The following is a 21,907-nucleotide window of genomic DNA, read 5'->3' as shown; positions in this document are numbered from 1 at the left end:
TTAATTTTCATTGCTAAAATCAGCACTTGCTAAACGCTTAAGCTGTCTGTAACGACGTTGTGCCTCTGCTTTATTTTTTTCAAATAATTCTTTTGCTTGCTCAGGATTTGATTTTTTCAAAGAATTATAACGAACTTCATTCATTAAAAAGCTTTCATATAAATCCCAATCAGGTTCTTTTGAAGAAATTGTTAAAGGATTTTTACCTTCAGCTTCTAAACGCGGATCATAAATATAAGTTGGCCAATATCCACATTTTGTAGCTAACTCTGCTTGATTTCCTGAATTTCCAAGTCCACCTTTAATACCATGAGCTATACAAGGAGAATAAGCAATAATCAAAGAAGGTCCATCATAAGCTTCTGCCGCCATTACAGCTTTTAACAATTGTGCATAATTTGCATTAGAATTTACTTGAGCCACAAAAATATAACCATAAGTCATAGCAATTTGACCAAGATCTTTTTTCTGTACTGGCTTACCTGCTGCAGCAAACTGTGCTACTGAACCCGTTCTTGAAGATTTTGAGCTCTGACCGCCTGTGTTAGAATACACTTCAGTATCAAGCACTAAAATATTTACATTCTCACCGCTTGCCAAAACATGATCAAGTCCACCATAACCTATATCATAAGCCCAGCCATCACCACCAAAAATCCAATGTGATTTTTTACTTAAATAGCTTTTAAGTTCTAAAATATCATTAACTGCTTTGATTTGCTTATTTTCTTCTAACAATGGAACTAATTTATCTCTTAATTCCAAAGAAACTTTAGAATCTTCTTTATTTGCAATCCACTCTTTATATAATGCAGAAAGTGCGTTAGGTACTTCTTGCATACTTTCATTCATTATGTGTTCTATTTTATGTCTTGTAGTTTCAGTTGCTATTTTCATACCAAGACCAAATTCAGCATTATCTTCAAATAAAGAATTGCCCCAAGCAGGTCCATGACCATTTTTATTGCTTTTTCTATATGGAGTTGAAGGAGCTGAGCCACCATAAATAGAACTACAACCCGTTGCATTAGCAACAATCATTCTTTCACCAAATAATCTAGTAATTAAAGTAATATAAGGAGTTTCTCCACACCCTGGACATGCTCCATGAAATTCAAATAAAGGTTGAGCAAATTGGATGCCTTTGGTATTTTCTCTATTTAAAATATTATCTTTATAACTTACTTTTTTGAATAAATAATCTGCATTTTCTTGCTCACCATGATCAAGCTCTTCACCTAGTGGTACCATCACTAAAGATTTTTCTTTGGTAGGACACTCATGCACACAAAGCTCACAACCTGTACAATCAAGCGGCGAAACTTGAATTTTGAAATTTAATTTTTGTTCTTTCACGCCTTTTGCATTTAAGCTGTGCTCTTTTACACCTGCTGGAGCATTGTTTAATTCTTCTTCATCAATCAAGAAAGGTCTGATAACTGCATGAGGGCATACTGAAGCACATTGATTACACTGAATACAATTAGTTTCTATCCATCTTGGCACCATAACACCAACGCCTCTTTTTTCATACTCAGTAGTACCATGCTCAAAACTACCATCTTCATAGCCCAAAAATGCCGAAACTGGTAAATCATCACCCTTAGCTGCATTCATAGGTTTTGCGATTTTTTCAACAAACTCAGTACCTTTATAAGCTATAGTTTCTTCTTTTGCTTCATTAGCTAAATTTACCCAAGAAGGATCAATATCAACTTTTACAAGTCCATCTGCACCTACATCAATAGCTTTATAATTCATTTCAACTATAGCATCACCTTTTTTACTATATGATTTATAAGCTAATTCTTTCATATATTTTTGCGCATCTTCAAAAGGAATGATATTAGCAAGTTTGAAAAATGCTGATTGCATAATTGTGTTTGTTCTACTACCTAGTCCTATCTCTCTAGCAAGTTTTGTAGCATTAATGATATAAAAATTAATTTCTTTTTGTGCTAAAACTCTTTTTACTGCATTTGGAATTTTTTCAATAGTTTCTTGCGCACTCCAAATACTATTTAAAAGGAAAGTTCCTCCTTTTCTAATACCTGCTAAAACATCATAAATTTCTAAATACGCAGCCACTGAGCATGCTACGAAATGTGGTGTAGAAACTAAATAAGTTGAAGTAATAGGTTTTTTAGAAAATCTTAAATGGCTTCTTGTATAACCACCTGATTTCTTAGAATCATAAGCAAAATAAGCTTGCGCGTAAAAGTCTGTTTTATCTCCTATAATTTTAATAGAGTTTTTATTTGCACCTACAGTGCCATCGGCACCAAGTCCATAAAATAAACACTCTATAGTACTTTCATCACCCAAAGAAATTTTCTCTCCCACAGGCAATGAAGTAAAGGTTACATCATCATTAATTCCTATGGTAAAACCATCTTTTGGATTTGCTTGATTTAGATTTTCAAATACAGCTAAAAGTTGGGCAGGATCAACATCTTTTGAAGAAAGTCCATATCTACCACCAACGATTAAAGGTGCTTTTTCTTTTCCATAATATGCACTTTTTAAATCCAAATAAAGTGGCTCGCCTAAACTTCCTGGCTCTTTAGTTCTATCTAAAACAGCAATTTTTTCAACACTTTGAGGCATTACATCAAATAAATATTTTAAACTAAATGGTCTATATAAATGAACTTTTAAAACCCCTACTTTTTCACCTTTGCTACTCAAATAATCTACAACTTCTTTTAAAGCTTCAGTCACTGAACCCATTGCTACAACAACACGCGTTGCATTTTTATCCCCATAATACACAAAAGGTCTGTATTCTCTTCCTGTAATTTTTGAAATTTCTTGCATATATTCATTAACAATATCAGGAACAGCTTCATAATATTTATTTGCCAACTCTCTTGTTTGAAAATAAATATCATCATTTTGAGCCGTACCTCTTGTTTTTGGATTTTCTGGATTTAGACAGGAATTTCTAAATTCCAATAAAGCCTTACGATCCAATAAGCGATCAAAATGTGCATAATCCATTACTTCAATTTTTTGGATTTCATGAGAGGTTCTAAAACCATCAAAAAAATGCATAAAAGGCACTCTACCTTTAATAGCTGCTAGGTGTGCAACACCTGCTAAATCCATACTTTCTTGCACAGAATGCGAACAAAGCATAGCAAAACCTGTTTGTCTTGCAGCATAAATATCTTGATGATCTCCAAAAATAGATAGCGCTTGAGATGCTAAAGCTCTAGCTGCCACATGAATTACTCCAGGCAAAAGTTGACCTGCAATTTTATACATATTTGGTATTTTTAGCAAAAGTCCTTGAGAAGCGGTATAAGTCGTGGTTAAAGAACCTGCTTGTAAAGACCCATGAACTGTCCCTGCTGCACCTGCTTCACTTTGCATTTCTACAACTTTAACTGGCACTCCAAAAAGATTTTTTTTGCCTTGAGAAGCCCATATATCAGTATAATCAGCCATAGGAGAGCTTGGAGTGATAGGATAAATTCCAGCAACCTCTGTAAATGCATAAGCAGCGTAAGCTGCTGCTTCATTACCATCCATCGTTTTCATTATTTTACTCATTTAATCTATCCTTATAATTAAATAATTACTTAAAGTCAATAACTACTTTATCTTTAATTGTCTTAAACAATAATAAAAATTTTTTATTATTTATAGGTATAGAGTTTAAATGGGAAATTATCGGATATTTCTTATATATTTTATGGCTTCATAGGTATTTTTAAAAAGCGGAATTTCAAATTTAGCTAAACTTTCTTTACTTTCATAACCACTACTTACAGCCACAGGAATAATATTGGCATTTTGAGCAGCTTTTATATCTAAATGAGTATCACCTACCATAAAAGCATTTTCTTTGTTTTTAGAAAGTTTCTTCAAAGCTAATAAAATAGGCTCAGCATCTGGCTTTGGACAAGTTACATCGTCTCTACCTATAATAACTTTAAAATGCTCTCCTATACCTAAATGATCAAGTAAAGGTTTAGAAAATTTAGAACTTTTAGTCGTAACAACAGCTAAATCAGCAAATAAACTAGCCTCATATACACTTTCTTTTGCCAAAGGAAGTAAAGAAGTTTGTTCTATATAGATTTTTTGATATACTTTTCTATAAGCATTAATATATTCACTTGTTTTCTCTTTTGCCACACCAAGCTTTTCAAAAGCTACATCCAAAGGAAAACCTATCAAAGCCTTAATAGCTTCATGATCTCTTAAAGGCTCATTAAAAGCTTTAAAAGCAGTATCAAATCCATCTAAAATGGCACTTGTAGAATCTATCAAAGTGCCATCTAAATCAAATAAAATTGTCTTTTTTAGCAAAGTTTATTCTTTAATAAAAAATTTTGCTTCAACGCGTCTATTTTGCGCACGACCTTCTTTGGTATCATTGCTTGCTTTTGGCTTTTCAAAACCATAGCCTTTAGTTACAATTTTTTCTTTAGCAACACCTGTTTTTTCAAGTTCCTTCGCTACGGCATTAGCACGCTCTAATGATAATTTTTGATTATAAGCCTTAGGACCTGTACTATCTGTATGGCCTTCTAAAATAGTATAGTATTGAGGATTTTCCTCTAAGATCTTACCTACTTCTTGAATTTTTTGAGCAAATTCTGGATTTATATTAGTCTGATCAAAACCAAAATGTCCCTCAAGGGCTATTGTTTTTTCACAACCTATATGATCAAGCAAAGCACCTTTTCTTGGTTCTGAACATGTTTTATCGATTTGTTTTACTTGTGGCTTTTCTTCAATTTGTTTTGTTTCAACATTAGGAGTTTTTGGAGCTTTATTGCCAAAATAAAAACTTAAACCAACACTAGAAATTAAATTATGTTCGCCATTGTTGAATTTAATTTGATCTCTTGCTTCAAGTCTTAAAGCTAAATCTTCTCCAAGCGCGAATTTAAAACCTGCACCATATTGAGCAAACATACCACTTTTATTTTCATAAGCCCCATGACTTAAATACTCATAACCTGTTCCTAATAATCCATATAAATACACATGATTAGCTAAATCAATTCCTTTAATAGCATTCACATAAAATCTCGAAACACTAGTATTTGTATGTGTATTATCATTTGGATTATTATATTTTGCATTATCATAATACTCTAAACCAAGTTCAGCTTGATCTATCCATAAATCATCATAGTGATAGCCAAATCTTAAGCCAACTCCACCATAATTTTTAAGATCTAAATTTCCTTCTGGTGTTGTATAGTTAAAGGTCGGGGTTATTTCTATTTTGCTAGCATCAAAAGCAAATAAAACACTAGCTAAACTAACTAAGCTTATAATTTTTTTCATAACAATCCTTATAAAATAAATTGAGCGATTATATAAAAAAGAAGATTAAAATAAAATAAGCCCCTTTGGGTAAGGGGCTTAAATTTACTACAAAAAGGAGGTTTCCCTGATCGGACCTTGGAATTATAAATATTTATTCTAAACAAAAAATCCTTTGATTTTAAATAAAATAAAAATATATGAAAAAAATATGATTTTTTTAAAAAAATAGAGAAAATGGATCCAAAATGGATCCAAAAAATATTAGCGTTTAGAGAATTGTGGGCTTCTTCTTGCTTTTCTGCGACCGTATTTTTTACGCTCAACAGTTCTGCTATCTCTAGTAAGAAGTCCTTTTGGTTTTAATAATGCTCTAAAATCTGCATCCATAGCAGCTAAAGCTCTTGAAATACCATGTCTTAAAGCTTCAGCTTGAGCACTGTAACCACCGCCTAAAGTTGTTGCTTTAATGTCCATAGAAGTTTCTTGCTTAGTTACTAATAAAGGCTGAACTACTTTTAATTTTATAGCTTCATGTCCGCCAAGCCAAGTGTTTAAATCCATACCATTAACGATGATTTTACCACTACCAGCTTTTACCCAAACTTTAGCTACAGCGGTTTTTCTTTTACCTGTTGCGTATGTTGTTGCCATGATTATTTTCCTTTATTAGCAATTTGAGCAGTATGAGGATGTTCGCTACCTGCATAAATTTTTAATTTTTTAAGCATAGCTCTACCTAGGTTTGTTTTAGGTAGCATACCACGAACTGCTAATTTATATAATTTAACTGGATTTTTTTCTAATAAATCACCAAATTTTTCACTTTTTACGCTTCCAAAATACCCTGAATGTCTGTGATATAGTTTATCTTCTGCTTTATTTGCACCTGTGAAAACTGCTTTAGAAGCATTGATAATGATTACATAATCTCCACAATCAACATTTGGAGTATAGCAAGGTTTATTTTTACCTCTTAAAATAGTCGCTACTTCTGTTAAAAGACGACCAAAACGCTTTCCTTCAGCGTCTAAAACGATCCATTCGCGTTTTACTTCGTTTGGCTTTGTTATCTTTGTCATCATCTTACCTTTGCCAAAAATTTTTTAAAAATGAGATTATAATTATTTTAGCTTAATTAATACTTAATTTAAGAATACTTAAAGTTTAAATGATATCTTTTTTATATTGTAACTTATTCTTATAATAGTTTATATTACAATTGTAATATAAAATACTTTATAAGGCGAAATAATGTTAAATTTATTTGCTAAACATAAAATAAAATTTGCTATTGCTTTTGTACTACCTATTTTAGCTTTTGGTTTTAATATTTATTAAAATACAAATAAAAGTGAAATTCATACAACTAACCCAAACAAACAAAATAACAAATATGAAATTTTAAAAGAAAAGTGCAACAGTGGGGATATTAAGGCGTGCTTAGATTCCTATCCTCTTAAATATAAAAAGCCCATACAAGCTAAATTAAATGGAAAATGGGGATTTATAGATAAAAACGGGGAAATAATAATAAATCCTATATTTGATAATGTTTCTAATTTTAAGGAAAATCTAGCAAGTGTTAATTTAAACGGAAAATGGGGTTTTATCAATGAAAGCGGAAAATTTATTACAGAACCTATATTTAATTATGCTTGGAATTTTAAAGAAAATTTTGCAAGTATTAGATTAAAGGAAAAATGGGGATTTATAAACAAGAATGGAAATATAGCCATAAAGCCTATTTTGATTACACTCTCGATTTTAATGAAAATCTAGCAGGCGCTAAATTAAATGGAAAATGGGGTTTTATAGATAAAAGTGGAAAAATTATATTAGATCCTATTTTTGATTATACTCTTGGTTTTAGTGAAAATATTGCAGGTATTAATTTAAACGAAAAGTGGGGATTTGCTAATAAAAACGGGGAGATAATAATAAATCCTATATTTGACAATATTTCTAATTTTAAGGAAAATCTAGCAAGTGTTAATTTAAACGGAAAATGGGGTTTTATAGATAAAAATGGAAAATTTGCAATAGAAGCTAATTTTGATAAAGTTTATAGTTTCAACCAAGGAATTGCAAAAGTCAAGTTAAATGAAAAATGGGGACTTATGGATAAAAATAGAAATTTTATAGTAGAACCTATATTTGATGATATAGATTATTATTAAACCTCCGCTATCTCCACTTTATCTTTTAAAACATATACCAAAAAAGCCTTAGTAGAAGTCTTGGCTAAGATTTTTTCTATGGCTTCTTTGTAAAGCAAAACTTGCTTTTTATGCTCGTTTAAATTTAAACCCGTTTTATAGTCTATAATGATAGCTTCATTATCATCAAATGCAAGCATATCAAGCTGTTTTTGCTCACCTTTATAAGTGATGATTTGCTCTTTTAGTAGCTTTTTACCCGCTAAAAGCGCGTTAAAGCTCTCATCTTTTAAAAGCATAGTAAGTCTTTTAAAAAGCTCATTAAAACCTTCATCATCTAAGTAAAAACGATATTTTTTATACACCATTTGCTTGCAAAATTCAAAATTACTTTTAGTATTAAAGTCAAAATATTGCAAAAACTCATGCAAAGCCAAACCAAAATGTATTTGCGTGCTTGAAAGATAACTTTTTACTTTAACTTCCTGCAAATTCACCTTTTGAAATTCTTCAAAGTTTTCTATTTGTTCTAAATTTTCTAAAGGCTCTTTTGTTTTTGAAAGCTGTTCTTCTATTATGCCTATTTGTTTTTCCTCATAGCCTTGAAAATAGCTCTTAAAGGTTTTAAAACTCTCATCATTTTTTATAATAAAAAGAGAGTTTTTAGCTCTAGTAAGTGCTACATATAGACAATTTATCTCATCTTCTACTTGAAGTTTTTCTTTTTTAGCTAAAAAGGTATTGTAATTTTGATCTTCAAGATGTTTTCTAGCACTGTGTCGGTATTTTACTTCCCAACCTTGCTCTAAATCATACTCAAACATTAAAGTTTCATTATCCGGAGCTTTTTTACTAAGTCTATCAAGTACGATTAAATTTTCAAATTCAAGCCCCTTAGACTTATGCACGGTCATAATACTTACTCCATCATCTTGAGCTTGTAAAGACTTCAACTCGCATGGAGCAAATAAAAAATCAAAAAAATTATCAAAAGTACTTGCATACTCTAAATATGCGATGAGATTAACATCGCTTAAATCAAGCTTTAAAACATGTACTAAGTATTTTAAAATCTCACCTACACTGCGGTTTAAATCAAGCGTTATAAACTCAAGCTCTTTTTCTAAAATACTACTTGCAAAGTACAAGCTAAACTCATCTTTAAGCACACAAGCCTTTGCATACTCAAAAAGCACTCTTACGCTAATACAATCCATCAAAGCTACATTGCTTTGCGTATAGGCTTTAATGTCATTTTCTTCAAGAAATTCTTTCATTAAAGTAGCGTCTTTGTTAATCCATACCAAAATGCAAATTTCACTGAGCTTTACGCCTTTTTCTAAAAGCTTTTGGATGATCTTTAAAACTTCTTTGCCACTTGCTTCATGCAAAGAACTTTTTGGTAGGATATGATTTTGCAAAACTTCCACATATCCACCTTCTTTAATGCTTTTTTGCAAAGTAAAGCTAGGATTTAAAAAGCTATCAAAAAATTTATCTTTAAAGACTTCATTTACATAATCAACAATGATCTTTTTACTACGATAATTAGTATCTAAATGCTCTAATTTAATTTGTGGAAAATCTTTTAAAAGCTTATCAAAAAGCTCTTTTTTACCCCCTCTAAAACCATATATGCTTTGCTTTTTATCCCCCACATAAAAAAAGCTTCTATTTTTTTTCACTCCCTCGCCTGAAACAAGCTCAGCAATGATGGGTTTTAAAATTTGATACTGCAAAACATTAGTATCTTGAAATTCATCGATTAATAAATGCGAAATATAACCATCAAGTCTAAAATAAATCAAATCTTTATTAGTTTCATCACTAATTAACTCATAAGTTTTTAAAGCTATATCTGAAAAAGTCAATGCATTTTGCTTAGCATTGTTTTCATTTCTTGCTTCTTTAAAATGCTTCAAAAGCTTTGCAAGCATACTAATGCGATAATTTTCCATTTGAGTAAAATACTCTTTTGCGCTTTGTAAAAACTCTGCTCTTTTTTGTAAAAATTCACTATCGATGACTTTTACAAAATACTTTTTATCTAAATCACAAATAATAGGTTTAGTAAAGAAATCTTCTATGTTTTCAAATTCGAAATTTTTTTGATAGTTTTTATCTGTGCTTAAATTTCTTGCATAAGCTATAAACTCACTTAAGCTTTTTTCTAAAAAAGTTTTATTTGGAAAATGTGCATTTTGTATAGATTTTATTTCACAAGATCTTTCATACAAGCTTTCAAGATTTTGCAAAAAATCACTTTTACTTTTTGTTTGGACAATGTAATAAGCTAAAGCTCTTAATTCTTCTTCGTCTAATTTAGAAATGAAATTTTTATAACTATCTTGACTTTCTATAATGTCAAAATCACTCATAAGACCTAAATTTAAAGCAAAAGAACGAATGATTTGTGAAAAAAAGCTGTCAAAAGTGTAGATATTAAGCTTAGATCTTAAAAACTCATCTTTGTATTTTTCTCTTAAAGCTATAAGCTCATCTTTGCTTTTACCTAGCATTTTCATAAGCTCATTACACTCTGCTTTATTCTCCCCATTTTCAAGCACATCAAATTCTAAAAAGGTTTTAAAAACTCTTTCTTTCATTTCGCTTGTAGCTTTATTAGTAAAAGTAAGGGCTAAAATTTCATTAATCTTAGCTCCCATTAAAACCAAAGCTACAAAACGCACACTTAATGCAAAAGTTTTTCCACTTCCTGCGCTAGCTTCCAAAGCTAAAAAAGGCTCAAAATGATAACTCAAAGCTTAAACTCCTTTTTATAAAGCATGGTATAAGGGCTGTAAGTATTGTCGTTTTTTTGATTAAAAAATTCTTTTTCCAAAGGTTCTTTAGCAAGCTCATTAAGCAAATCTTTAAGTTCTTGTACGCTCTTACTTTTAGCATTTTCATGTATGATTTTGATATTTTTTAGATCATAAAAGCAAGCTTTTGTATTTAATAAGGTATTTTGATTTTCTAATAAAAACTTATAAAAAGCAAGTTGATAAGATTTTTCATCTGCCTTACCACTTTTATAATCTATAATCAATCTTTCATTACCATTATTATCTACTCTATCTAAAAAGCCTATGGCGTGAATTTTCACTCCATTTTCTGCAATAAATTCTTTTCTTGGTGGATTAAATTCACATTTTTCTACCACATAACCTTGCTTAAAATGCTCATTTTCAAGTGTTTGGAATTCTTTAAATATAGTTTGTATTAAAGCTAAATTTAGCGCATCAACTCGGTATTGTTTAATGCTTTTTACCACTTGCATAAAAACTTCATAATCAAAATGATTTTTAGATTTTTGTGTATAATAAAGTTCTAAAGCCTTATGGATAAAACTCCCCAACTCATTTGCTCTAAGTGTATCGTCTAAAGTCTTTGGCTCTTTTAATCTTAAAACATATTTATAATAATAATCCAAACCATAATGCACAAGAAGATGAAATCTTGAAAAAGAAAGATCGTTTTGAAAATAATCGTGCTTTGCTTTAATATTTACAATAGGCTCAAGATTAAAAGTACATGGATAAGTTTGAAAATATTTCACATAAGCATTATTACTATAAGTCTTGTCTTCATAAAATGGAAGTTCAAGTTCGTTTAAAAATCTTGATTTGATTTTTTCTTCATTTTCCACATAAGAAATTCCAACTAATTTTGCCTTGGCTATTAAAGCATAATAATAATGTCTTTGTAAATTTTCTCTTTGAGCATGAGTGATAAGTCCTGCTTTTTTGCGAATTTCATTGTTTAAAAATAACTCGCTTGAAACTCTTTTTGGGATAAACTCATCATTAAAATCGACTATAATCACCCCGTCATATCTAAGTCCCCTACTTTCTAAAAGCCCCATTACAGTAACTTCACCACCACCAACACTGCTTAATTTTATACCATCAATTTGCATGAAAAATAATTCTAAAATTTGCACAAAGCTTAACTCGTGTGTTTTTACAAGCTCTTTGATAAAAATAAGCTCTTGATGTATATAATTTTTTAATTCCTCATCACTATCTTCTAGCAAATTAAAAATAAAATTCTCAAAAAAATCAAAAGAAATATTTTCATCAAAAAACTTTTTAAACTCTGTAAAATCAACACTAGAAGAAAAAAAATGTAAATTACACAAATGTTTGTTTAAATTACACCTTTCATAAAATTCTTCATCTTCTTCATACTCAAACTCATCATCTTTAGCACTTTCATACAAAGACTTTAATCTGTGATAAAAAAGTGTATTTTTAATACTTTCTCCACTTGCATAATTTAAAACATTGTTTTTATCATAAAGTCTTAAAATATCTACAAAATTCTCATCAGGTGTAATCACTACAATATCTTTTGCGCTTATACCGGATTTTAAAAAAGAATTAATTTTTTCAAAAACAAAAGCAGCTTGTAAAGATCTTAAATGAAAACTTTTATAACTAATTTTACTTTCTTTAAAAAAGCACTCTTCTTTTAAAATTGTTTTTTGATTTAAATCAAACAAATAAGCATAATTTGCCTTAAGAGAAAGTCCTTGTAAAAAGCTAAGAGTATTTAAAAAATCTTTATTAAATTTAGTGCAATTAAACTGCACTTTAAGAGGAAGTATTTCCTTAACTTTTAACAAAAGCTCTACTTCAAAGGCATTTAAAAAACCTTGAAAATCAAAAATAATCTCATCATAATTTTTTAAAAAATCACTATTAATTTCATAATCTAGCGGCAAAGAAATATCATCATATAGATTTTGCTCTTTTAACAAGGTAAGATAATTTTTAAAAAGTTCTTCTAAAATTTGCAAATGTTCATCATACTGAGCGTAAGCATCATGAAATTTTAATGAGTTGATATCTTTTTTTTCCAAACTAAGCTCTTTAAAGAAACTAAATAAATAAGCATTATTTTTTAAGAAAGCAAAAAAATTACTCGGTATTTTTAAGCTTTGCTCTAAATTTTTAGTTTGCTCACAAGCCTTTTTCATCAAAAGTAAACACTCATAGTGTGTTGCTTGAAAATGCGGAGAAAAAACTAACTTTTGTATAAATTCGGCTATACTCATAGCCGGTTCTACTAAACTATCAACCTGTAGTTTTTTCTCATAATACTTTCTTAAAGCTCTTAGTGAGCTAAATACAAAAAGTTTCATTATTTAGTCTGCAAAAAGAATTTAAAAAATCCTACACTATTTTCATCTTGAGTGATTTTTAAAAGTATTTGCCAAACACCTTTTTCTTTGATATTAAAATCAAACACCAAATCACTTCCTTCTAATCTTACTTGCAAATTCTCATCATTTACATTTGTATGTGGACGCGAAAGTAAAGTTTGGATTTGAAGCTTACTCAAGTCATAATCTTTTAAATTTTCAATTGCAATCCTAAGCTCATTTTGTCCTTCATTGATATAATAAACTTGATTTTTCTTATGCATAAAGCTTTCTTTGTCTTTAATGCTTAGCTTAAAATTTTCATCAAAAGTCTTTTGTCTGTTTTGAATTTCATTATAATTTAACTCTACATTTTGATAAGAATCAAAATAAAAATTATCTTCATACACAGGAGCCTTACTTGCAATAAAAATCGTAACAATACAAGCTATAACAATAAGCCCCAAAGAAATCAAAATACCATAAGGCCAAAATGTTTTCTTATTTTCCATTTTTATTTTCTCCTTTTGATTTTTCTTTGAACTAGCATTAAAATTGCAACACATAAAAATCCATAGATTAAAATTCTCATGATATTTAAAGTATCACGATTTGAATTTCCATAAAAAGGTTTTATATTAAAATAATTTGCTACTTGATCGGCTATATCTGCATAACCATTTAAAATAGCTGCATTATAAATATCTTTTTGTTTAGGATTTGCAAGTATAGGTAAAATTGTTCCTTTTTCAGGATAAGGACTCAAAACACCTTCTTTATCAAAAAAAGCCAAAGCATCATCGCTTGCAAGTATATCTACCTTATGTGAAGCTTTAGAAAATACAAGTAAAATATATGGCTTACTTAAATTAGCTTCATAATTTTTTAAACTTTCAAAATCTTTTTTATCACTTAATGCTAAAGCGATATTTACTCCAGTTAATTCATAAATTTGTCTAGAACTTGTAGTGATATTTTGTTCTATCGCAGTGTTTAAGATATTATCATTTAATAATATTTCAGCATGTAAAAAATTAGCAAAACAAATAAAAATGGCGGCTAAAAAACCGCCTTTAAATATATTTTTCATCCTATAAAAAGATGATTTGCAGTTAAAACCGACCAAGCAGTGATTCCAGCCGCTACAACTAAACCTGCTATGATTAAATACTCAAGAACTTTTGCCATAATCATTCCTTTATAATGATATGTTCTTCTCTTTTAGAGTCAAACATTTTAATTTGTTCTGCATTTTCTATTTTATAAGGTTTTTGCATAACATCTTGTTGTGTTTTTAGACCCAAAATAGTTAATCCTGCTAAAATCGATAATAATAAAATAGTTGCTATTAACATTCCGCTAACGCCTGAAAGTGAAAATACACATCTGTTTGAATTTTCCATTATTCGCCCCTTGAAAGAGAAATCACATATTCGCCGACCGCTTCTTTTTGAAGCTCATTTAACAAGCCATTGTTAAAATGAGGCATTACACCTATACTACCTGCTTTACCACGATTTAAAACATCTACTACAAATTCTGCACTACCATATTTTGTTAAATCTGGAGCCACTAATTGACCATCAATAGTTCCTTTTCCATCTTCACCATGGCATACTGTACAAGTGACAAATAATTCTTTTCCTTTTGCCACAAGTTGAGGATTTTCAGTTTTTTTAATTGCTGAAATTTCAGAAGCAACATAAGCGGCAATTGCAGGAATATCAGCTTCATCTATACCATTATCTGCTGCACTTAACATCTCACCCATAGGATAATTTAAGCCCTTAGAACCTTTAGTAATTACTTCTATAAGTCCCTCTTCTGAACCCCAAACATTAAGATTTTGAGCTTTTCCATTGATACCATCACCTGTAATACCATGACAAGAAGAGCATTGAACTAAAAAGATATTTTTACCCATTTCTTGCTTATCTTCATTGTTTAAATTTGCAAATTTTTGTGCAAATTTCTCATTATGCGCTTGCACTTCTTTATTATATTGACCAATTTGAGAATAACTATTTAAAGGATACCCCCAAAGAAAATACCATATACACCATACTATAGCTAAGAAAAATACCACAGCCCAGCCAAGTGGTATAGGATTTTTATATTCACCTATACCATCCCAACTATGTTCACTTAGCTCACCCTGACTTTTTTCTTCTTTCATACTTTTAAACAATTTTCCTACCACAACAAGCGTAATCAATATGATAAGAATTGCTCCAATAAAAGATAATAAATTAACATTATCTTGTAAGTTCAACCATTGCATTAAGCACTCCTTTTATTTTGCTCTAAAACACGATCGCCAATTTCATCATGTAATGCTAAATCAGCATATTTTTCATAGTTTCTTCTACCTGTTTTTTCAGATCTATACAAATGAAACCAATAAGAATACAAAACTACCACTAAGAATACTACAAGGGCAAAAAAACCATAAGCTTGCAACTCTCTTATTAGTTCTAAATCCATAATTTTTCCTATTTCAAGCTATTAAGATACGCAATCAAAGCGACAATTTCTCTAATTTCACCTCTAGCAAACGCATCTTTAACATCTTGATTTTTCATTTGATCTACTATAGCTTGGGCTTCTGCTTTAACTTCTGCTTGAGCTTCTTCCCAAGTACCAAGTTTTGTACCATTTTCAACATCATAAGGAACATTGAAAACTTTTTTTACAGTTAGTGCCTCTGCATAAGCTGTTTCTATATTTGCATTATTGCTAAACATATGTTTGTAAGCTGGCATAATAGAACCAGGAACAACTGAAACTGGATCCCACATGTGATTTTCATGCCAATCTGTAGTTCTAAAATTACCTATACGCAATAAATCAGGTCCAGTTCTTTTTGAACCCCATAAAAATGGTCTATCATAAGCATATTCACCGCTAACTGAATACATACCATAACGATCTGTTTCTGATTTAAAAGGACGAATAAGTTGTGAATGACATGCATTGCAACTTTCTTTAATATAAGCATGGCGTCCTGCAAGTTGTAAAACCGTATAAGGCTTTTTACCTTCAATTGGTCTTGCATTTTGAGCAAAATCAGGTAAAACTTCCACAATACCTGCATATGCGATCACTATAAATACTGCCACAGCAAAAAAGAATGGATTTTTTTCTAACCAACTAAACATATTTTTCCTCCTTATGCTGCCATAGGTGAAGCACTTTTTGGCTCTTTATCAAGCACTCTACCCACTGAAATTGATTTATAAATATTATAAACAAACATGAAAAATCCTACTAAGTACAACAAGCCACCTACAGCTCTAATCCAATAATAAGGAATAATAGCTTCAACAGTATCAATGAAAGTATAAAGTAAGTTACCATACTCATCTGTAGCTCTCCACATCATACCTTGAGTAATACCTGCTATCCACATAGAACTAAAGTACAATACTATACCTGTAGTTTGGATCCAAAATTGAGCTTCCATTAGCGATTTACTATATAATTCTCTTTTAAACATTCTAGGCACCATGTGATAAAGCGCAGCCATAGTCATAAAGCCAACCCAACCTAAAGTACCATCATGAACATGTCCTGGAATCCAATCTGTAAAGTGTGCTAATGCATTAACTGATTTAATAGAAAGAATAGGACCTTCCAAAGTTGAGAACATATAAAAAGTTGAAGCTAAAATCATAAATTTGATTAATGGGCTTTCTCTTAATTGACTCCACTCACCTTTCATAGTAAGTAAGATATTAATTGCTGAACCCCAAGAAGGTAAAATAAGAACGATTGAAAAAACTGAACCCATAGTTTGCATCCAATCAGGCACTGTAGAATAAATCAAGTGGTGTCCACCTGCCCATAAATAAACAAACATTAAGCCCCAAAATGCAAATAAAGATAATTTGTATGAGAAAATTGGTTGTCCACTTTCTTTTGGTAGAAAATAATAAATTTGAGCAATGATACCAACAGTGAATACAAATGCAACTGCATTGTGTCCATACCACCATTGAACTAATGCATCATTTGTCCCTGCATACATAGAAACACTATGCCACCAATCACCCATTCCACTCACAAAATAAGTAGGCACAGCCATATTGTTAAATAAATAAAGCATTGCTATACCTAGGAAAGTAGCTATATAATACCAAAGTGAAACATATAAAGTTTTTTCACGGCGAATTCCAATAAGCCCAAAAATACTTACACCCCATAAAACCCAAACTAAAACTACCAATATATCAAGCGGCCATTCAAGCTCTGCGTATTCCTTTGAAGTACTAACACCTGCAAACAAAGTAATAACAGCTATAATCATAGTGATCATGTAAAGCCAAAAATGCAATTTACCAATGAACATTAAAAAGCTTGATTCTGCCATACTAACTTTTAGCACACGCTGACCAATATAATACCAAGTAGCCCAAATTCCTGAGAGCATAAAACCAAAAATTACACCTGAAGTGTGCAATGGTCTAAGTCTTGAAAAAGTACCATACTCACCGGCTAAATAATTTAAATCCGGATAAGCCATCTGAAAGGCAATAAGCGTTCCAATAGCCATACCAATAACACCAAACAATAAGGTAGCAAACATAAAATATTTAGCAACCGTATAGTCATAGTTTAATGCATTTCCTGGGTGCATTTCCTCTCCTTAAGTTTTTTTCTGCAATTATGCGATCTTTATATTATACGATACTTAATATCTTTTTTAGCTTAAACTATGTCTAATTATTTATTATTTATTAATAAATTATCGCGTAAAAACAAAGCCTATATAAGAAAAATACACACCATAACAAAAAATTAAAATATAGGAAATTAAACTAGCTATTTTTTGAAATTTTTCATTTAATGTTTTAGAAAAATACGCAAGAAATATCAATGCTGGTAAAGTTGAAAAACCAAAAACAAGCATAATTAAAGCCGATAAATACACACTTTGCACACTCATTCCAAAGGCTATATAAAAATACACCAAACCACAAGGCACAAAGCCATTTAAAAATCCTAAAAAAAGAGTACTCCTGAAAGATTTTTTTTGAATCAATCTAGAGATGTTTTTTTTAATTACGCATTCAAAAAATAAAGAATTTTCAAAAAAACTTAGAAATTTTCCTTTAAAAATCAAAGCAAGTGCTAATGCTATCATAAAAATTCCAATTATAAAAAACATTATGCCTTTTGAAAATTCACTAAATGAAAGCAAGCTTCCAAAAACTCCAAAAAATATACCCAAGCAAACATAAGCAAAAATTCGAGATAGATGATATGAGAAAATTAAAAGAAAAAAAGGGAGTTTGATTTGCTTTGAAAGCTGAGTATAAGCTAAAACAAAACCTCCGCACATTCCATAACAATGCCCAAAACTAGAAAGAAAAGCTATACTCGCTAAAGCAATAAAATCTAAACTCACAAAAGCTCTAAAAATTCTTTAAAAATATACTTGCTCTCATGTGGCCCTGAAGAACTTTCTGGGTGATGTTGCACCGATATAATAGGATAATTTTTATATCTCACACCCTCTACATTATCACCAAACAAATTTCTATGAGTAATAGTTGCAACCTCTGCTATTTCTTCAGGAATATTATAATTATGATTTTGTGCTGTAATTTCTACTGTGTTATTAGTAAGGTTAATAACAGGATGATTTGCTCCATGTTGGCCGAATTTCATTTTATAAGTTTCATAACCAAAAGCATTACTTAAAAGTTGATGCCCTAAACAAATACCAAGCATAGGAATTTTAGCTTCTGCTAGTTTTTTAATCTCTGCGATTTCATCTTTTAAAATTTTTGGCTCACCTGGTCCATTTGATAAAAATACACCATGAATTTTACCTTTTTGATATAAATCAATCAAATCTTTTGCCTTGGTATTATAAGGAAAAACTTCCACCTCAAGTCCAACACTTACAAGCTCATTTAAAATATTTTCTTTTACACCATAATCAATCACAGCTACTTTTTTACCATTTGCTTTTACATTCTCATAAGCTTTGTTGCTATGATCCCAAGCACCTTTACTATGTTTATAAGAGCTTTTAGTGCTAACCTGTGCTACATAATTTACCTCATCAATTTTAGCACTAGAAAGAAGCATTTTTTTAAGCTCTTCTTTGTCCTTAATTTCAGTAGATATTACCGCTCTCAAATTTCCTTGATCTCTGATCATTTTAACTAAAAATCTAGTATCAATTTCACAAAGCCCTATTTTTTCATGCTTTTTCAAATAAGCACTTAAAGAATCATTGGCTCTAAAATTAGAATAATCTTCATTTAATTCTCTTATAATCATTCCGCTAGCAAATACATCTTTACTTTCATTATCTTCATCATTAATACCAACTATACCAATTTCTGGCATTGAAAATACTACAAACTGACCTGCATATGATGGATCAGAAATAATTTCTTGATACCCCGTTAAAGAAGTATTAAAAACAAGCTCTCCAAAAAAAGTTCCACTTTGTCCAAAAGCCTTTGCGCTTAAAAAAACATCATTTTCTATATAAATATATGCTTTCATAAAAGTCCCTTTTTTCTAAGCTCTTCTTGATATAGCTTTTCAAATACCAATTCATATTCTTCAGAACCTGGAATAAGTTTTCTTTTATAATTTGAAATTTTTTCATAGACTAAATCTTCTAAATTTTCATACTCTTTTAAATAAGACATAATACTTGAAAAAATGAGATTTTTCACGCGATTTTCTGACACATTGTAGTTTATCAAATCTTCTTCCACTAAATTTTCTAAAATTTTATGAGAAAGATTATTGTATCTATCTTCACTATCGAGCATAAATTTAAACTCATTTGCTAGTTTTTTCTTAATCATCCAAAACATACTTTTTCTATCTATTTGCATAAACTCAATTTCATCTTCTTGGCTTTCTAAAATTTCTTTTGCTTTTTCATCAAGTTTACGCTCATTTAAAACATCTATTTCTATAATTTCTTTTGCTGTTTTTAAAAGTTTTTGACTATCATCTTTAATTTTAACAAAAGAAGAATGCATTAAATCAAGTATTATTTTATTTGCTATATAAGGTATATGAGCTGGTTTGATACGCATTTATTCACCTTTTTATTTTTATTTTGAAATAATACTAAAAAAAAGGTAAAAACTGCTTAAAACTTACTGCGAACTTGCATTTTGATCTAAATTTTTCAAAAGTAGTGTTAAATCGGAAGCTTTTTTTGGATCCATCTTGGCCATAATGGATGAAATTTTTCTAGGATCTAGCGAAAGTAGAATTTTTGAAGCCTCATCCGGTTCCATTTCGCTTAATATACCTGCCACGGCCACATCTTTCATTTTAGCATAAATTTCTGTGATACGCCCCATGGTTTTATCATTAATAACTTGAAGATTTTGTTTAGTCGCTTCTAATATACGCTCATTTTGCTCTTTTAAACTTTTTATTTGCTCTAAACTTGCATTAACATCAGCTTCTTTTTGCTCCAAAGCTTGCATTTTTTCTTTTTGCAAAGCTTCAAAAGAAGCTCTATAAGCCTCTAAACTTTGTCTTGCTTCATCATATTCTCTAATTTGCTCTTGCATTTGCTCTTTTCTTGCTTCAAAATACTGCTCGCAATTTTGCTGTGCATTTACAAAATTTAAGAAAATCAATAAAAATATTATTTTTTTCATCATTTATCCTTATTAAAATGTCTTGTTATAGCAAGTTCATCTATAAATTTTTCTTCTTCTTTTTGTAAAGCTTTTTGGATTTTTTTTAATTCTTCATTTTCTAAAACCTTAATTTTTTCAAATTCCAAATGAGCCTTTTTGTATAAATGTTGATGATGTGCAAGTTCTTTTTTAGTTAGATCTAATTTTTGTTTAATTCTTTGCTTACCCTCTCTTGCAATCTCTTGCATTTTTAAAGACGATCTTAACAAAGCCACCGAACCTTTATCAGCCAAAGTCAAGCTTTCGCATGTTTTTAAAGCTTCTTTAAATTCTTCTTCACACAACAAAAGCTTTTGTCTTGTTCTAGTCAAATTTGCCTCTGCTTTATCAAGCTGTTGTTTTCTAAGCTTAATCACAGAAGAATATTTGCTTTTCATAAAATGATAGTATCTTCTCTTTCAGGACTTGTGGAGATATAACCTACTCTAACGCCACTTAATTCTTCCAAACGCTTAATGTATTTTTTAGCATTTTCAGGTAGTAAATCATAATCTCTAATCCCTGCAACTTTATCCCAACCTTCCATTACTTCATAAATAGGCTTAGCGTTTTCTAAATCACAAGGTACATAGTCTATTTCTTGTCCTTTATATTCATATGCTTTACAGATTTTAACACTTTCAAAACCATCTAATACATCAAGTTTCATTAATGATAAAGTATCTAAGCCATTTAATCTTGCAGTATATCTTACCGCAACTGCATCAAACCAACCACATCTTCTTTTTCTACCTGTGCTTACTCCGATTTCTTTACCAATAAGTCCTATTTTTTCACCATCTTCACCTAAATCTTCACTTGGAAAAGCTCCATTTCCCACTCTTGTTGTGTAAGCTTTTACTATGCCTATAACTTTTCCAATTTCTTTTGGATTTAATCCCAAACCACTTAAAGCTCCAGCTGAAATAGTCGTTGAACTAGTTACATAAGGATAAGTTCCATGATCAATATCAAGCATTGATCCTTGCGCGCCTTCTAACAATACTTTTTTATCCTCATCTAAAGCTTTCCAAAGCATTCTTGTAGTATCTGTAATATATGGCGCTAGCACTTCTTTAAAGCGTTTTAAATCTTTTAAAATTTCATCATGACTAGGCATTGCAATACCTAAAACATCAAAATAAGTTTTTTTAAGTTCAAAATCTTTCATTAAATTTTCACAAAGTTTTTCAGGCTCTAGCAATTCCCCTACTCTATGTCCATTACGACTTATTTTATCTTCATAGCTTGGCCCTATGCCTTTGCCTGTTGTTCCTATAGCTTTATCGCCTTTAAGTCTTTCTCTTGCTTGATCAATCAAAGCATGATGATTTAAATTTAAATGAGCTCTATCGCTTATAAATAATCTTCCTTCTAAATTTTCAAATTGAGCCATTTCACTAATTAATACATCAGGATTAACTACAACTCCATTACCTATAACATTAATACATTGCTTATTTAAAACACCTGATGGCATTAAATGTAAAGCATATCTTATACCATCAACCCATATAGTGTGACCTGCATTATGTCCACCTGCGCTTCTGCAAACATAATCATAATTTTCACATAGTTTATCAACTATCTTACCCTTACCCTCATCACCCCATTGGATACCAACGACAATATCTGCTTTACTCATA

Annotated in this window: 22 protein-coding genes; 2 read left to right on the top strand and 20 right to left on the bottom strand. The window is 30.3% G+C overall.

Features of this window, described 5'->3' with window-relative positions; all coding sequences use genetic code 11:
* The 5 genes from nifJ to rplM all read right to left on the bottom strand — a co-directional run bounded on the left by nifJ (position 1) and on the right by rplM (position 6,368).
* A complete protein-coding gene (gene nifJ / locus L8T82_RS04400; RefSeq protein ID WP_263725954.1) occupies positions 1–3,555 on the bottom strand; it encodes a pyruvate:ferredoxin (flavodoxin) oxidoreductase in 3,555 nt (1,184 codons plus the stop codon).
* A 117-nt stretch (positions 3,556–3,672) separates the two neighbouring features.
* Positions 3,673–4,317, bottom strand: coding sequence for an HAD family hydrolase (locus L8T82_RS04395; protein WP_263725953.1), 645 nt, complete (start codon positions 4,315–4,317; stop codon positions 3,673–3,675).
* A gap of 3 nt (positions 4,318–4,320) precedes the next feature.
* Positions 4,321–5,307 carry an OmpA family protein gene (locus tag L8T82_RS04390; protein ID WP_263661062.1) on the bottom strand — a complete coding sequence of 329 codons (987 nt, stop codon included), beginning with the start codon at positions 5,305–5,307 and terminating at the stop codon, positions 4,321–4,323.
* 243 nt (positions 5,308–5,550) lie between these two features.
* On the bottom strand, positions 5,551–5,940 hold the full coding sequence (gene rpsI / locus L8T82_RS04385; protein ID WP_039617655.1) for a 30S ribosomal protein S9: 390 nt from the start codon (positions 5,938–5,940) through the stop codon (positions 5,551–5,553).
* A 2-nt stretch (positions 5,941–5,942) separates the two neighbouring features.
* A complete protein-coding gene (gene rplM, locus L8T82_RS04380) occupies positions 5,943–6,368 on the bottom strand; it encodes a 50S ribosomal protein L13 (protein ID WP_039617653.1) in 426 nt (141 codons plus the stop codon).
* Positions 6,369–6,645: 277 nt separating this feature from the next.
* Between rplM and L8T82_RS08040 the strand changes: the two genes are divergently transcribed.
* Together L8T82_RS08040 and L8T82_RS04375 are read left to right on the top strand one after the other, a co-directional pair.
* The gene (locus L8T82_RS08040) at positions 6,646–7,068 is read left to right on the top strand and encodes a WG repeat-containing protein (RefSeq protein ID WP_412175066.1); all 423 of its coding nucleotides are present in this window, start codon (positions 6,646–6,648) and stop codon (positions 7,066–7,068) included.
* Complete coding sequence (locus L8T82_RS04375) at positions 6,990–7,466, top strand: WG repeat-containing protein (protein WP_263725952.1); 477 nt, start codon at positions 6,990–6,992, stop codon at positions 7,464–7,466. Before L8T82_RS08040 ends, L8T82_RS04375 begins: the two co-directional genes overlap by 79 nt.
* On the opposite strand, the gene L8T82_RS04370 is transcribed toward L8T82_RS04375, so the two are convergent.
* The 15 genes from L8T82_RS04370 to L8T82_RS04295 all read right to left on the bottom strand — a co-directional run bounded on the left by L8T82_RS04370 (position 7,463) and on the right by L8T82_RS04295 (position 21,906).
* On the bottom strand, positions 7,463–10,207 hold the full coding sequence (locus L8T82_RS04370) for a RecB-like helicase (RefSeq protein WP_263725951.1): 2,745 nt from the start codon (positions 10,205–10,207) through the stop codon (positions 7,463–7,465). The two genes, L8T82_RS04375 and L8T82_RS04370, sit on opposite strands and share 4 nt — an antisense overlap.
* On the bottom strand, positions 10,204–12,591 hold the full coding sequence (locus tag L8T82_RS04365) for a PD-(D/E)XK nuclease family protein (RefSeq protein WP_263725950.1): 2,388 nt from the start codon (positions 12,589–12,591) through the stop codon (positions 10,204–10,206). The genes L8T82_RS04370 and L8T82_RS04365 overlap by 4 nt, the downstream gene beginning before the upstream one ends.
* A complete protein-coding gene (locus L8T82_RS04360) occupies positions 12,591–13,103 on the bottom strand; it encodes a FixH family protein (protein ID WP_165955270.1) in 513 nt (170 codons plus the stop codon). Before L8T82_RS04360 ends, L8T82_RS04365 begins: the two co-directional genes overlap by 1 nt.
* A 2-nt stretch (positions 13,104–13,105) precedes the next feature.
* Entirely contained in the window at positions 13,106–13,681 is a 576-nt protein-coding gene (locus L8T82_RS04355) for a hypothetical protein (RefSeq protein WP_261529512.1), read from the bottom strand.
* A 100-nt stretch (positions 13,682–13,781) separates the two neighbouring features.
* Positions 13,782–13,994: a DUF4006 family protein gene (locus L8T82_RS04345; RefSeq protein ID WP_133319393.1), complete on the bottom strand. Its 213-nt coding sequence runs from the start codon at positions 13,992–13,994 to the stop codon at positions 13,782–13,784.
* Positions 13,994–14,872 carry a cytochrome-c oxidase, cbb3-type subunit III gene (ccoP, locus tag L8T82_RS04340; protein WP_263659490.1) on the bottom strand — a complete coding sequence of 293 codons (879 nt, stop codon included), beginning with the start codon at positions 14,870–14,872 and terminating at the stop codon, positions 13,994–13,996. The genes L8T82_RS04345 and ccoP overlap by 1 nt, the downstream gene beginning before the upstream one ends.
* The gene (locus L8T82_RS04335) at positions 14,872–15,075 is read right to left on the bottom strand and encodes a cytochrome c oxidase, cbb3-type, CcoQ subunit (RefSeq protein ID WP_133319395.1); all 204 of its coding nucleotides are present in this window, start codon (positions 15,073–15,075) and stop codon (positions 14,872–14,874) included. Before L8T82_RS04335 ends, ccoP begins: the two co-directional genes overlap by 1 nt.
* An 8-nt stretch (positions 15,076–15,083) precedes the next feature.
* Positions 15,084–15,749: a cytochrome-c oxidase, cbb3-type subunit II gene (gene ccoO, locus L8T82_RS04330; protein WP_087700416.1), complete on the bottom strand. Its 666-nt coding sequence runs from the start codon at positions 15,747–15,749 to the stop codon at positions 15,084–15,086.
* 11 nt (positions 15,750–15,760) lie between these two features.
* Complete coding sequence (gene ccoN / locus L8T82_RS04325; RefSeq protein ID WP_039617631.1) at positions 15,761–17,227, bottom strand: cytochrome-c oxidase, cbb3-type subunit I; 1,467 nt, start codon at positions 17,225–17,227, stop codon at positions 15,761–15,763.
* A gap of 108 nt (positions 17,228–17,335) precedes the next feature.
* Positions 17,336–17,998: a sulfite exporter TauE/SafE family protein gene (locus L8T82_RS04320; protein ID WP_263725949.1), complete on the bottom strand. Its 663-nt coding sequence runs from the start codon at positions 17,996–17,998 to the stop codon at positions 17,336–17,338.
* Positions 17,995–19,113, bottom strand: a complete 1,119-nt coding sequence (carA, locus tag L8T82_RS04315) for a glutamine-hydrolyzing carbamoyl-phosphate synthase small subunit (protein WP_133319398.1) — start codon at positions 19,111–19,113, stop codon at positions 17,995–17,997. Before carA ends, L8T82_RS04320 begins: the two co-directional genes overlap by 4 nt.
* Positions 19,110–19,661 carry a DUF507 family protein gene (locus tag L8T82_RS04310; protein WP_133319399.1) on the bottom strand — a complete coding sequence of 184 codons (552 nt, stop codon included), beginning with the start codon at positions 19,659–19,661 and terminating at the stop codon, positions 19,110–19,112. Before L8T82_RS04310 ends, carA begins: the two co-directional genes overlap by 4 nt.
* Positions 19,662–19,724: 63 nt before the next feature.
* Positions 19,725–20,243 carry a MotE family protein gene (locus L8T82_RS04305; protein WP_165955271.1) on the bottom strand — a complete coding sequence of 173 codons (519 nt, stop codon included), beginning with the start codon at positions 20,241–20,243 and terminating at the stop codon, positions 19,725–19,727.
* Positions 20,240–20,659 (bottom strand): flagellar FliJ family protein, encoded by a 420-nt coding sequence (locus tag L8T82_RS04300; RefSeq protein ID WP_133319401.1) that lies wholly within the window; start codon positions 20,657–20,659, stop codon positions 20,240–20,242. The genes L8T82_RS04305 and L8T82_RS04300 overlap by 4 nt, the downstream gene beginning before the upstream one ends.
* Positions 20,656–21,906, bottom strand: coding sequence for an adenylosuccinate synthase (locus L8T82_RS04295; RefSeq protein WP_263725948.1), 1,251 nt, complete (start codon positions 21,904–21,906; stop codon positions 20,656–20,658). Before L8T82_RS04295 ends, L8T82_RS04300 begins: the two co-directional genes overlap by 4 nt.
* Position 21,907: the final 1 nt, after the last annotated feature.

The sequence above is a fragment of the Campylobacter sp. IFREMER_LSEM_CL292 genome, assembly GCF_025771615.1.
In the GTDB taxonomy this organism is placed as follows: Bacteria; Campylobacterota; Campylobacteria; order Campylobacterales; family Campylobacteraceae; genus Campylobacter_D; species Campylobacter_D lari_D.
This window is presented reverse-complemented; position numbering and strand designations above follow the sequence as displayed.